Annotated in this window: 13 protein-coding genes; 7 read left to right on the forward strand and 6 right to left on the reverse strand. The window is 72.4% G+C overall.

Annotated features, from left to right (window positions below; genetic code table 11):
* The first annotated feature begins 47 nt into the window (after nt 1-47).
* Entirely contained in the window at nt 48-851 is an 804-nt protein-coding gene (locus ACRWK8_RS08335; RefSeq protein ID WP_378739259.1) for an inositol monophosphatase family protein, read from the forward strand.
* On the opposite strand, the gene ACRWK8_RS08340 is transcribed toward ACRWK8_RS08335, so the two are convergent.
* The 3 genes from ACRWK8_RS08340 to ACRWK8_RS08350 form a co-directional block, all read right to left on the reverse strand.
* Nucleotides 793-1,287 carry an MFS transporter gene (locus ACRWK8_RS08340; protein WP_431869378.1) on the reverse strand — a complete coding sequence of 165 codons (495 nt, stop codon included), beginning with the start codon at nt 1,285-1,287 and terminating at the stop codon, nt 793-795. The two genes, ACRWK8_RS08335 and ACRWK8_RS08340, sit on opposite strands and share 59 nt — an antisense overlap.
* Before the next feature lie 62 nt (nt 1,288-1,349).
* Entirely contained in the window at nt 1,350-2,099 is a 750-nt protein-coding gene (locus tag ACRWK8_RS08345; protein WP_431869380.1) for an MFS transporter, read from the reverse strand.
* Nucleotides 2,100-2,268: 169 nt separating this feature from the next.
* A complete protein-coding gene (locus ACRWK8_RS08350) occupies nt 2,269-2,967 on the reverse strand; it encodes an RICIN domain-containing protein (RefSeq protein WP_378739255.1) in 699 nt (232 codons plus the stop codon).
* Between the two features lie 166 nt (nt 2,968-3,133).
* Here ACRWK8_RS08350 and ACRWK8_RS08355 point away from each other — a divergent pair, with 166 nt between their 5' ends.
* From ACRWK8_RS08355 to ACRWK8_RS08365, 3 genes are all read left to right on the forward strand, one after another.
* Complete coding sequence (locus ACRWK8_RS08355) at nt 3,134-3,511, forward strand: hypothetical protein (RefSeq protein ID WP_431869382.1); 378 nt, start codon at nt 3,134-3,136, stop codon at nt 3,509-3,511.
* A 6-nt stretch (nt 3,512-3,517) separates the two neighbouring features.
* Entirely contained in the window at nt 3,518-4,456 is a 939-nt protein-coding gene (locus ACRWK8_RS08360; protein WP_431869384.1) for an EamA family transporter, read from the forward strand.
* 159 nt (nt 4,457-4,615) lie between these two features.
* Nucleotides 4,616-4,810, forward strand: coding sequence for a hypothetical protein (locus ACRWK8_RS08365; RefSeq protein ID WP_017545115.1), 195 nt, complete (start codon nt 4,616-4,618; stop codon nt 4,808-4,810).
* 84 nt (nt 4,811-4,894) lie between these two features.
* Here the strand turns inward: ACRWK8_RS08365 and ACRWK8_RS08370 are convergent, their stop codons facing one another.
* Nucleotides 4,895-6,328 (reverse strand): MFS transporter, encoded by a 1,434-nt coding sequence (locus ACRWK8_RS08370; RefSeq protein ID WP_431869387.1) that lies wholly within the window; start codon nt 6,326-6,328, stop codon nt 4,895-4,897.
* A 107-nt stretch (nt 6,329-6,435) separates the two neighbouring features.
* Here ACRWK8_RS08370 and ACRWK8_RS08375 point away from each other — a divergent pair, with 107 nt between their 5' ends.
* Nucleotides 6,436-7,374 carry a LysR family transcriptional regulator gene (locus ACRWK8_RS08375; RefSeq protein ID WP_431869389.1) on the forward strand — a complete coding sequence of 313 codons (939 nt, stop codon included), beginning with the start codon at nt 6,436-6,438 and terminating at the stop codon, nt 7,372-7,374.
* A gap of 147 nt (nt 7,375-7,521) precedes the next feature.
* Entirely contained in the window at nt 7,522-8,634 is a 1,113-nt protein-coding gene (locus tag ACRWK8_RS08380) for a COX15/CtaA family protein (protein WP_378739245.1), read from the forward strand.
* Here the strand turns inward: ACRWK8_RS08380 and ACRWK8_RS08385 are convergent.
* On the reverse strand, nt 8,579-9,886 hold the full coding sequence (locus ACRWK8_RS08385; RefSeq protein WP_378739243.1) for a PrsW family intramembrane metalloprotease: 1,308 nt from the start codon (nt 9,884-9,886) through the stop codon (nt 8,579-8,581). The two genes, ACRWK8_RS08380 and ACRWK8_RS08385, sit on opposite strands and share 56 nt — an antisense overlap.
* Nucleotides 9,887-10,032: 146 nt before the next feature.
* Here ACRWK8_RS08385 and ACRWK8_RS08390 point away from each other — a divergent pair, with 146 nt between their 5' ends.
* Nucleotides 10,033-10,449, forward strand: coding sequence for a hypothetical protein (locus ACRWK8_RS08390; RefSeq protein WP_431869391.1), 417 nt, complete (start codon nt 10,033-10,035; stop codon nt 10,447-10,449).
* 505 nt (nt 10,450-10,954) lie between these two features.
* On the opposite strand, the gene ACRWK8_RS08395 is transcribed toward ACRWK8_RS08390, so the two are convergent.
* The gene (locus tag ACRWK8_RS08395) at nt 10,955-11,932 is read right to left on the reverse strand and encodes a heme o synthase (RefSeq protein ID WP_378739239.1); all 978 of its coding nucleotides are present in this window, start codon (nt 11,930-11,932) and stop codon (nt 10,955-10,957) included.
* Nucleotides 11,933-12,303 lie beyond the last annotated feature (371 nt).

A 12,303-nucleotide genomic window follows, 5' to 3' on the forward strand; every position in this document is an offset into this window, starting at 1 on the left:
CCGGTCCGGTCTCCGTCACGGAGGGTCCGCGCCCTAGGGTGTCGGTCATGACCATCGACATCGACGCGGTGACCGCGATCCTCCGCGAGACCGCCGCCTCCACGATCCTGCCCCGCTTCGGGGCGTTGTCCGAGGACGAGGTGTCGGAGAAGTCGCCCGGCGAGCTCGTCACCGTGGCCGACCGCGAGGCCGAGGTCCTGATCGGTCGCAGGCTCCGCGAGCTGGTCGACGCGCCGGTCGTGGGTGAGGAGGCCACCTCCGCCGACCCGGAACTGGTCGGAGCCCTGAGCAAGGAGCCCTCCGCCTGGGTGGTCGACCCGGTGGACGGCACCCGCAACTTCGCCCAGGGTGACGACCGGTTCGCCGTGATGGTGGCGCTGGTCCGCGACGGCCGGGCGGTGGCCTCCTGGATCCTGCGGCCGACCGAGGACGCCGTCCACGCGGCCGAGCTCGGTTCGGGTGCCTGGCTCGACGGGACGCGGCTGCGCCGCGCGCCCTCCCCCGCCGCCCCGGCCGACCTGCGGGGCATGGCCCAGCGCCGCTTCCTGTCCCCGGAGGAACGCGAGCGCGTGGAGACCGCCGCCCCTGACTTCGCCCGGTTGGACGGCGGCTCCGGCTGCGCGGGGGTGGACTATCCGCGACTCCTCGCGGGTGAGCTGGACTTCATGCTGTTCGCCGATCCCCTGCCTTGGGACCACACGCCCGGGGGGCTGCTGCTCTCGGAGGCGGGCGGGGTGAGCCTGCGGCCGGGAGGCGCCCCGTACCGCCCCGACGAGGCCGGACGGCTCCTGCTCACCGCCGCCGACGAGCGGACGTGGCGGACGGCCCGGTCACTTCTGCTGGCTCACTGAACCGAGCCCGCCCGGTGGCCCCCGCTGCGAGCACGGCCCCGGACACGACGACCAGCACCGCCCCGGCCAGCGAATAGCCCGCCTCCGCGGGGACCGTGGTGAGGAACGGGCCCACGCCCGCCGCACCCACCGACGCACCCGCGTTGTGCGCGGTGTTCACCCAGTTCCCGGCACGGGTCCGGTACCCGTCCGGCACCGACGCGTCCGCGAGCAGATAGGCCGTCGTGATGATCGGCGCCGTACACGCGCCGACCACGAACAGCAGCGCCGCCAGCGCGGAGACCCCCGGGACCAGCGCGGCCGCCGCGACGCCGCCGCCCAGGGCCAGCCCGAGCAGGGTCAGCCTGACCCGTGGTCCGGTACGCCAGGTGAGGGCCCCGTAGGCCAGACCCCCGAGCGCGCTGCCCGCCGCCTGGGCGGCCTCCACCAGGACCACGGCCTCGACAGCGCCGGTCCGCTCCGCGAACGCGACGTTGAGCAGGCCGACCGAGCCCAGGGTCAGCCCGGTGGCCGCGGAGGTCGCGACGGCGGAGAGGAAGCCCCCGCGTGCGGTGAGGCGCGGAGGCTCCGGCTCGGACCGCCGGGTGCGGTCCGTACCTCCGCCACGGACCGGGCGGCGGGTGCGCGACCGACGGCACGCGGGCGACGCGCGGCCGGTGAGGTCACCAGGCCCACCGTCCCGACCACGACGAGGAGCGCCCCGAGCGTGAGTCCGGCCGCGGGAGGGCCGACCCGCATCAGTGCGCCCAGGATCAGTGGACCGGTGAGGAAGATCAGCTCCTCGGCGACGGTGTCGAGGCTGTAGGCCCGCTGGAGCAGGTCCCGGTCCCGTACCAGTCGGCTCCAGACGGTGCGGGTGACCGGTCCGAGCGGGGGCGCGCTGGCCCCAGCGACCGAGGTGAGAGCGGCCAGGAGCCCGAGGTGCCCGCCCGGGTGCCAGGAGGCCGCCGCGAGCCCCACCAGGGCCAGCCCGTGGAGGCCCGCCATGGGGGTCAGGGCCCGGAGCGGACCGTATCGGTCGACGAGCGCGGCCCGTGACGGCGAGAGGACGGTGGCGGTGAGGCCGAACAGGCCCACGACCAGACCGACGTCGGTGTAGGACCCGGTGGTGCGGAAGACGGACAGGACGAGGGCCAGCGAGACCATGCCGTACGACAGGCGGCCCAGGAGGGCGGGGACGAGGAAACGGGGGACCCCCGTGACGCGCAGGACGGCACGGTAGGTCGGCGCCCGGTGGGGCGGGGTCATGGATGTTCTCCGTCAGGGACGGGCGGCGCGCGGGGCGCCGCGAGGTGCGTGGACGCCGGGGGGCCACGGGCTCGGCCGTGGTCGGGGCGTCGGTCTACGCACGAGGGGAGAACATGCTCACGAGGGTAGCAAGCGGGGGCCGGTCGTCATCGCGGCGGTCGCCCTCCCGTCATCCCTCGATCGGGAGGAGGCGCCACTTCTGGTGGGCGTGGCCGCCGTCCTCGGCCTGGGCGACCAGGGTGCCGTTGTCGGGAGCGCCGCCCTGCCCCTCCAAGGCCAGGCCGGAGGCGCGGTTGAGCAGGCGGATCTCTCCCTCGCCGCTCTCGACCACACGCCACTGCTGGTTGTGCTCGCCGGTGCGTGTGAGCAGGGCCGATCCGGGCTGGGCCGCCTCGTCGGAGGGGATCTCCAGCAGCTTTCCGCTGCCCACGCCGACGATCTCGTAGTAGTCGTCCTCCACGTGCGTGAACCGCCACTGCTGGTGGGGCTGGTCGTGGCGGTCCCACAGGTGGACCGGGGCGCCGTTCTCGGCGGAGCCGCCCGCCACGTCCATGACGCGGTCGCCGTGCACGCTCTGGAGGACGTAGACCAGTTCGGGGTCGAGGCCCGCCGGGTGGGCGACCTCCTCCTCTTCCTCCTCTTCCTCCTCGGGCTCGTCCTCGTCGTCGGGACCGCCCGGGGGCTCGACGAGGATGCCCGAGGTCACCGACATCTCCTCGGGCTCGTCGCCCTCGGCGACGAACATCCCGGCGACGTAGCCGCCGAGCCCGACCGCCAGGACCAACGCCAGGGCACCGGCGAGGATCGGCCACCGGGGTACGTACGACTCCTGGCTGGCGGGTCGCTGGGCACTGCGTCGGGAGGACATGGCGGAGACTCTCCTGCGGGAACGGGGCCGCCCGTGGTCTCGGGCTCGGACCATTTCACACCACGGGTCCACCTCGGCGCACGTTCGGGCCGCCTGAGCACTCCCGTCCCGTTCCTCCCGGTACGGCACGGCGGCGGCCGTCTGGCCCTCGATAGGGTGACCGACCATGGAAGCCATCGGAGTCCCCTGGTTCATCGTGGTCCGCCACCTGGGACCGCCCCTGTTCCTTCTCCTGGCGGGCGGGGCGCTTCTGGTGTGGCGACGGCCCGCCCGGGCCTGGCTCGTCTGGGCGGGGCTCGCGGTGAACCTGGTGGCGGCCGCGCTTCCGTTCCTGTGGATCGGGGTCCAGATCCTCACCGGGCGGGGCGACCTCACGGTGATCGGACTGGTGATGACGCTGCTGCAACCGGCCACGGAGGTCCTGGCCTGGTTGCTGCTCCTGCTGGCGCTGGTGTCCCAGCCCCGGGCCGGTGCGGTTTCGCCCGTGGCCTCGGGGAACGAGGGGACCCATGGGGCGGAGAGGGCGCCACAAAACGTAGGATGACTCAACATGAGTTCCCGGAGCGGCTCCACGAGCCTCCTCTCCCCCGGCGCCGTCCTGGGGTCCCTGCCCCCGGTCTGGCTGGTCATGGTCAGCATCGTCTCGGTGCAGACCGGCGCGGGCGTGGCCAAGAACCTGTTCGAGGTCCTTCCTCCGGCCGCCGTCGTGTGGCTGAGGCTGCTCACCTCGGCGGTACTCCTGTGCCTGCTGGTCCGGCCCGCGCTGCGGGCGCGCAGCCGTGCCGACTGGATGGTGGTGATCGGCTACGGCGTCGCCCTGGCCTCGATGAACTACTTCATCTACCAGGCCTTCGCGCGCATCCCGCTGGGTATCGCGGTCACCATCGAGTACCTGGGCCCGCTGGCCATCGCCATCCTGGGCTCACGCCGCCGCGTGGACCTGCTGTGGGCGGGTCTGGCCGGACTGGGCGTGGCCGCGCTGGGCGTCGAGTTCCGTGAGCTCGACCCGGTGGGCGTGCTGTTCGCGGTGCTGGCCGCCGCCGCGTGGGCGGGCTACATCCTGCTGAGCGCGGCCACGGGACAGCGGTTCAGCGGCGCCTCGGGGCTGGCGATCGCCAGCGTCGTGGGCGTGGTGGTGCTGGCCCCGGCCGGGATCGTCGAGGGCGGCGCGGCCCTGCTGGACTGGCGCCTGCTGCTGATCGGTCTGGCCGTCGGCGTGCTCTCCTCCGTGGTGCCCTACACGCTGGAGCTGAACGCGCTGCGCCGCATGCCGCCGAGGGTCTTCGGGGTGCTGATGAGCCTCCAGCCCGCGGCCGCCGCCCTGGTGGGACTGGTGCTGCTGGGTGAACTGCTGAGCGTGTGGCAGTGGCTGGCGGTGGGGTGCGTGATCACCGCGAGTGCGGGTGCGACCCGGACCTCCGCCAACCGCGAGGCCCGGGAGCGGACGGAACGTGACCAGACCAACACGGATGCGAGTGGGGACAACTAGAGGCCAAGGCCGTGCGCCCGCGTCCATGGGACGGAAGATCACTGCCACGGATCCGGCAAACCTCGTCCGTCAGGAGTTTCCGTCCGGCCGCGACCGGCAATTCTTGCCTCTGGGACGGCCGACCCATTCCTGAGCACTCGCACTCAAAAGGGGACACCCATGCGTATCGCCGCCAAGCTCGCCCTGACCGCGTTCTTCTCCGCCAGCCTCCTCGGGCTGGGCGCCGGGGCCGCTTCCGCGGAGTCTTCCTCGGTCTACCACCAGTGTGTCCAGGAGCAGCAGCAGCTCGGTCTGCTGAACCTCAACCTGGACCTGCTGAACCAGTGCATCGCCCAGAACAGCCACAACAAGTAGTGGATCACCAGGCCTGACCCACGATCCCACGGCGGGGGTCCCGGAGCACGCTCCGGGGCCCCCGTCCGTGCGTGGTCCGCCGATCTACACAGGGTTCGCGAGGGGCTCCCGCCCGCCGCGTCGCCCCCGGGACGAGGCGATCAGGTGGATGCCCGCGGCGAGCCCGAAGAACACGTAGAGGACGGCGGCGACCCCCAGGGCGCCGTCCGTGCCGACTCCGTGGACCGCCTCCGGAGCGGTGCCCGCACCGGACGCGGCCGCGAAGCGGACGGCCGTGACGCCGAGCACCGCGATGCCGACCCCGGCCCCCAGGGCGAAGGCGCTCTCCTGGATAGCACCGGCGTCGGCGGTGCGCTCCTCCGGCGCCGCGCTCATGACGACGTTCGCTCCGATCGCCATGATGACCCCCGCCCCGAGCCCGAGTGAAGCCATCCCCACCAGGGCACCAGCCTCCGGTGCGGTGGCCACCGTCAGGAAGCCGGACGCCGCCGCGAACAGGCCCGCGACGACCACGAGGTGCTGGGCGAACCACCTCCCCAGCAGGGGACCCAGCAACGCGCCGACCGCCGTCGCCACCGCCAGAGGGAGCAGGGCGACCCCCGCCGCGATGGCCGTGCGCCCGTCGACGACCTGGAAGCGCAGTGTCAGCAGGTAGAGCGTGCCGTTGAGCACGCCCACCGTCACCGCGAGCACGAGTGCCGCGTTCGCCAGCGTGCCGTCGCCCAACAGACGCACGTCCAGGAACGGGCGCGGCATGCGCAGCTGCCTGACCACGAACCCCAGCGCCGCGAGAGCGCCCGCGACGATCACGGCCGGGGCCAGCCAGGGCGCCGTGTCCGGTTGTGTGAGGTCCTTCAGACCGGCGACGAGGAGGCCGACCGCCGAGGCCGACAGCACGGCGCTCACCGCGTCCAGACTCGGCGGGTCCGGGTTGGTGGACTCCGGCAGCACGAGCACGGCCGCGACCAGGCAGGCCAGCAGGACGGGAACGTTGACCCAGAACACCCACCGCCAGTCCCCGTACTCCACGAGCGCGCCTCCCAGCAGCGGCCCCAGGGCCGAGCCCGTGCTGAATCCGGCGGCCCAGACGCCGTAGGCCAGCGCGCGTGACCCGACGTCGGGGAAGATCACGCGGATGATGGCGACCGTCCCGGCGATGAGCAGAGCGGAGCCGACCCCCTGCCCGACGCGGGCGGCGATCAGCAGGGCCCCGCTGGCGGCCAGACCGGCCGCGGCGGCCCCGACCACCGCGACGACCAGGCCGATCAGGTAGACGCGTCTGCGCCCGAACCGGTCGGCCGCCACCGCGCCGGGGATGAGCGCGACCCCGGCAGCGAGGGGGTGGACGTCGCCGGTCCACAGGGTCTGGGTCGTGCCGAGGGACAGTGCCCCGGTGAGCTCGGGCAGGGCGACGGTCACCTTGGACAGGTCCGTGCCCCCGACGAGCATCACCGTGCCGAACAGCGCGAGGATCGCGTGGGAAGTGCGGCGACGCGTGGGAGCGGTCGTTGCGGCCATGAAGGAAACCACCGATTGCTGGAGGAAAGGGACGTACTCCCGTTCTAGTTCGGCTGTTGGGTGGCGTCCAGGTTCAGTTTCTCACCGAAACCGTGCACTATGAGTGCATGATTGATCCCCGGTTGCGTCTTTTGGTCGCCGTCTCCGAGCACGGCACCGTCACCGCCGCCGCCGAGGCGCTGTTCCGCAGCCCCTCCGGAGTCTCCAGGCAGCTCAAGGACCTGGCCGCCGAACTCGACGTGGACCTGCTCGAACGCCACGGCCGTCGCGTGCGGCTCACCCCCGCCGGGCAGCGCCTGGTCACCCACGCCCGCAGGCTCCACGCGCAGTGGGAGGCGGCACTGAGCGACACCACGGCCGCGGCCCGCCAGTTGTGCGGCCCCCTGAGCCTCGGGGGGTTCCCCACGTCGATCCCGTCGATCCTCGCTCCGGTCGCGCTCCGGCTGAGGGGCCGGCACCGGATGCTGGAACCGGTCGTCCACGAGATCGAGTCCGGCGAACTGCTCCACGCCGTGGAGTCGGGCGGGGTCGACCTCGGTCTCCTGGTGGCCGACGAGGCCACCAGCCGTGTCGCGGCCAGCCACGTGGAGGTCTCCGGAGTCCTCGACGACCCCATCGACCTGCTCGTCCCGGAGGGGCACCGTTTCGCCCACGGTACGGAGATCGGGCTGGAGGACGCGGCGGAGGAGGAGTGGGTCTCCGGACATCCGCACCAGGACGCCTACCGGGAGTTGCTGACCGCGACCCGGGCGGTCGGCTACGCCCCGCGCGTGGCGCACTTCGCGCGCGAACTCACCGCGACCGCCGCGCTGGTCGCCGCCGGGCTGGGCGTCGCCGCCGTGCCCAGGCTCGCCATGACCGTCCCCCACCCCGGGGTGGTCCAGGTCCCGCTCACCCGGGGCCAGGTCCCCCGGCGCCGCGTGCTGCTCGCCCTGCGCCACGGCTCCCGTGAGAACCCCCGAGTCGCGGCGGCGGTCACCGCCGTCGGGGAAGTCTCCCGCGCCCTGTGCACCGACCGGTTGCCCGAGGCGGGGCGTCCCGCCTGAGCGCGCCCGCTGAGTGACCGAGCCCACGTGGACGCACGGGCCGACGCGCACCGCGTGGAGGGCGTCGGAATCACCGGGTTTTCGCAGGCCACCGCAGGGACGGAGGGCGCCTCACCCTCCCTCGGAGGATGTACTACAGTCTGTCGTATGTTTGCATCCCCGGCCTCCGCGACGACGGCCCTCAACACGATCCCCCCGCTCGCGGCGGACGAGATGGAGGACATCGTCCTCCTCGGAGTCCCGCTCTGGGGCTGGCAGATCGCCGTGGCCGCCGTCGGCGTCCTCGCGCTGGTCCTGCTCGCCAGGACCATCTGGAACCCCACCCAGAAGTCGCTCCGCGCCTGGGCTCTGGGCAACATCGCCGTCAACGCCGGGATCGCCGTCACCGGAGCGACCGTGCGGGTCACCTCCTCGGGCCTGGGATGTTCCGAGTGGCCCAAGTGCACACCTGACAGCTTCGTGCCCATCGACACCGGTCACGCCGCCCTCAACGCCGCCATCGAGTTCGGCAACCGGACCCTCACCTTCGTGGTGCTGGCCGTCGCCGTGATCACCCTCGTGGCGGTGCTGCGCATGGCCCCGCGCCGCCGCGACCTGGTCCGACTGGCCGCGATCATCCCGTTCGGTGTCCTGGGGCAGGGCGTGGTCGGCGGCATCACCGTCTGGACCGACCTGCACCCGGCCTCGGTGGCCACCCACTTCCTGCTGTCCATGGTGATGGTCTTCGTCACGGTGGCGCTGTACGTGCGCTGCCAGGAGCCCGAGGGGCGGCCCCAGCTGGCCGTGGGGCCCATGCTGCACACGGTGAGCATCGGCCTGGTCGTGGTCGGGTTCCTCCTGCTGATCGCCGGAACCGTGGTCACCGGCACCGGGCCGCACGGCGGCGACGCCGCGGCTCCGCGCTGGAACCTGGACCTCTCCGCCGTCACCCGCGTCCACTCGGTGCTGGGCTGGCTGGTCCTCGCGGGCAGCGTCCTGGCCACCGTCATCGCCTTCCGCAGCGGTGCCTCCCGCATCGCCCGGACGAGCAGCGTCGCCCTGTTGGTGATCGTGCTCCTCCAGGGGGTCCTGGGCTACACCCAGTACGCTCTCGAACTGCCCGAGGGCCTGGTGGTGCTGCACGTGCTGGGCTCCGCGCTCACCTGGGTGGCCGTCTCCCGCCTGTACTTCGCCACCACGCGCCTGGTCCCGCCGGGCGAGGAGGTCACCGCGGCGGCTGACCGTGCCGGGGAACGTAGTTCCGCTGCGTCTGCGGGGTAGTCGGCTGCTCGGCCCGCGCCTGGGCGATGACGTGGGCGAAGTCGGCCCGGCGCAGGAAGCCCGAGTCGGTGGGGTTCTCCGCCCAGCCGGGGGTCACCGGCTGGGGGACGCGCCCGAGGAAGGTGTCGCGGGCCACGTGCATCAGCGCGAGGAACGAGTCCCGGTTGACCTTCCAGTCGTCACGGGGCAGCCCGGCGTCGAGCTTCTGGTGCAGGAGCGCGAGCTCGGTGGCGGCAAGCTGGTAGTCCTTCATCGCCGCGCGGCCCCGGGCCCCCGCGTTGCGCGCCGCCCATTCACGGGCCCGGCGTCTGCCGGTCATCGAGCTGAGCATGGTGATGTCCGCCGGGGTGACCAGGCCCGTGGAGATGTAGGGCGGCAGGTAGCGGTCGATCGCCGCCACCTGGCCGCGCCGGTCGTGGGCGGCGATCCCGAGGATCCCGAGCAGGAACACGAAGAGCACCAGGTAGGCCACGCCCAGGCCGGTCCAGCCGAAGTAGGTCGAACCGTTCCACATGCCGTGCAGCAGCACCGCCGTAACCCATCCCCCGATCGGGGCGAGGAAGCGGAACCGGCCGGTGCGCATGGCCGCGTAGGCCACGCCCAGACCGATCATCGCGGTGTAGACGGGGTGCCCGAACGGCGCGATGAGGCCCCGGATGGCGAAGGTCGCGACGAGGGTGTTGTCGAAGAACGCGCTGAGGAAGTACAGGATGTTCTCGGTGAAGGCGAACCCCGTCGCCACCATCCCGGCGTAGACCACGCCGTCGGTGAAGGTGTCGATCTCGTTGCGGCGCCGCCACAGCAGGATGAGCAGGACCATGCCCTTGGCGCTCTCCTCCACCACGGGGGCCACCAGTGACGTGCTGAGGAAGTCGGCCACGCCCTCACCGAACACCGGCTTGGTGAGGTAGGTCAGCCCCCAGCTGTTGAGCAGGAACGACGCCACGACCGCCACCCCGGCGCCCCACGCGAACGCGAAGAACAGCACCCAGCCGGGCTCGGGTTCGAGCCGGTCCAGCATGAGGATGAGCGGCACGAGAATGGTCACCGGAATGATCGCGGCGACCAGGCTGACGAGGAACCCGGTGGCGCCGTCGATCCCCGCCGCCGCTCCCCCGGCCACCGCCAGCGTCCACAGGTACGCGAGCATACCGATCATGCACACCACGCTGACGGTGGTGCCCAGGATGAGGGTCATCGAGTACCGGGAGCGGCGTCCTTGCAGGATCGCCCTGCTGTCGAGTCGGGGCATGAGCACAGATCGTAGCGGGTCAGCGGGTGGGAGGCGGGGTCGGAGTCGTGCCGGCCCGGCACGCGGCCCGCCTCCGGTCCCGTACCCGGGAGCGGCCGGGTACGAGAGGATCGGACCGTTCGTCCGACACGGAGATGAGGCACGGTATGGACTCGAAGACCGAGACCGGTAGCTCACGCTGGCTCCTGCTCCTGCGCGTCGCGGTGGGCGCCAGCCTGGCCGCGCTCCTGTGGGAGTTCCTCACGGCGGGGCAGTTGATCACGTTCAACATGGCCGCCCTGCCGCTGCACTGGGGAGGGGCCTTCGCGGTGCACGTGACCGCCGGTGTGCAGCTGCTGGCCGCCGTCCTGGTCTGGCGCCTCCCCGGTGCCGGATCCCGCTCCGGTCCCGCGCACGACCGGCTGGTGGCGCTGGTGAGCCTGCTGGCGTTCCTGCTGGGCTTTCCCCAAGCGGCCCTGGGCACCTACGGTCCGCTCCAGGCCCACGTACCACTGGCCCTCCTGCTGGTGTCCACCGTCGTGTGGTCGGCGGTCCTGGTGTGGCGCCGCCCCGACCCGAGCTGACCCGATCGCGGGTCCGCCACCGGAGGGTCCCCCGGGCCGTGGAAGCGACGGCTTCCGGGACCGGGAGTGCGACCCCCGGGACCGTGAGGCCGCCGCCCGGAAATCGACCCTGTGGACAACCGCCGCGCCCGGCTCCGTCTGGGGAGACTGGAAGCGTCGGGAACCCCGGACGGGCGGGGCTCCGGCGTCGGCTGAGGCGGGGAGGTCCGCACGGGTGTCGGTGATCTGGATGGTGGGGTTGTTGTGCGAGTGGAGGGCGTGGGGCAGGCGGCTCTCCACGGCGGTGCGGGCACGGGTGTCGGCCATCGCCAGAGCAGCCGGGGCCGCGACGGGGCCGGCGCTCGGCCGCGTGTCCGGGGCGTGGGGGAAGGAGTGGCCGCCGCCCCGGGGAGGTGGTTGCGCTGCCCGCGTCAGGGCGGTGTGGACCCCTACGAAGCGGCGCTCCCCCGTGTGGAGGAGCGCCGCTCGTGGAGGGCTCGCGGACACGCCCCGCGGGCCAGGACGTCTAGGAGAGGAAGCGCGCGATGAGCGGGTCGACGGTGACCGCCACGAACAGCAGCGCCAGGTAGGCGTTGGTGAGGTGGAAGAAGTTCATCGTCTTCAGCTGGGCTCCGGTGACCCCCGCCTTGGAGCGGCTGAGCAGGCGGTGGGCCTGGACGACCAGCAGGGCGCCCAGCACGAGCGCGACCACGCCGTAGAACCAGGTGGTCCCGGCCACCGGCCAGAAGATCAGGGAGACGATCACGGTCGCCCAGGTGTAGAGCACCGACTCCAGCAGCACCCGGCGGTCGCTGGCGACCACGGGCAGCATCGGGACCTGGGCTGCCGCGTAGTCCTCGCGGTAGCGCATGGCCAGCGTCCAGGTGTGCGGCGGCGTCCAGAAGAACACCACCAGGAAGAGCACGAACGGGGCCCAGTCGAGGCTGTTGGTGACGGCGGCCCAGCCGATCAGCACCGGCATGCAGCCGGCGATGCCGCCCCACACGACGTTCTGCGCGGTGCGCCGCTTGAGCAGCATCGTGTAGACGAAGATGTAGAAGGCGATCGCGAAGACCGACAGCACGGCCGAGAGCACGTTCACGAGCACGAGGAAGCCGACCGTGGAGCCGATCGCCAGGATCAGCCCGTAGGTGAGGGCTCCTCGCGGGGTGACGAGGTCCATCGCGCCGGGACGCTGTCGGGTGCGACGCATCTCACGGTCGATGTCACGGTCGATGTAGCAGTTCATCGCGTTCGCGCTCGCGGCGGACATCGTGCCGAACACCAGCGTGGCGACGGCGGTCCACAGCGGGGGCACGCCCCCGGCGGCGACGAACATCACCGGGATGGTGGTGATGAGCAGGAGCTCGATGACACGGGGCTTGGAGAGAGCGACGTAGGCACGCGCGTGGTCGCCGAAGGAGGCCTTGCGGGGGGCCTCGGGGGCGGCGGACGCCTGGGTGTCGGACTCACCGGTGTGGGGTGCGCGGTTGGTGAGGGCCATCAGATCGGCGCCCTCACGTCCGGAGGCACTCGTGTCCCCTGGGGGGCCGGCACGGTTTCAGACACGCGGATACCTCGACAACTCTTGGGATTCGACACTGCTCGCCACGCGGGGTCGATCGGACCGACAAAGCGGCAGGATCAGCGAAAACCCCGTCAACGACAAAGTGTAGTACTTACCTGTCCGGATCGGTGACCAGCCCCCTCCGTACGGGTGGCCTCAGGCCCCTGACGGCCGACCGACCCGGGCGCCGGACTCCCGCTCGCGTGTACAGAAGGGTCGCACAGGCCCCTTCACGCTTCCACCGTGCCACGCGTCGCGGTCCGCCGCGCGCCCTCGGGGCACAGGGCACACCGGCGCCCGAGTCCCGA

The organism is Nocardiopsis eucommiae (assembly GCF_965344335.1).
Classification (GTDB): domain Bacteria; phylum Actinomycetota; class Actinomycetes; order Streptosporangiales; family Streptosporangiaceae; genus Nocardiopsis; species Nocardiopsis eucommiae.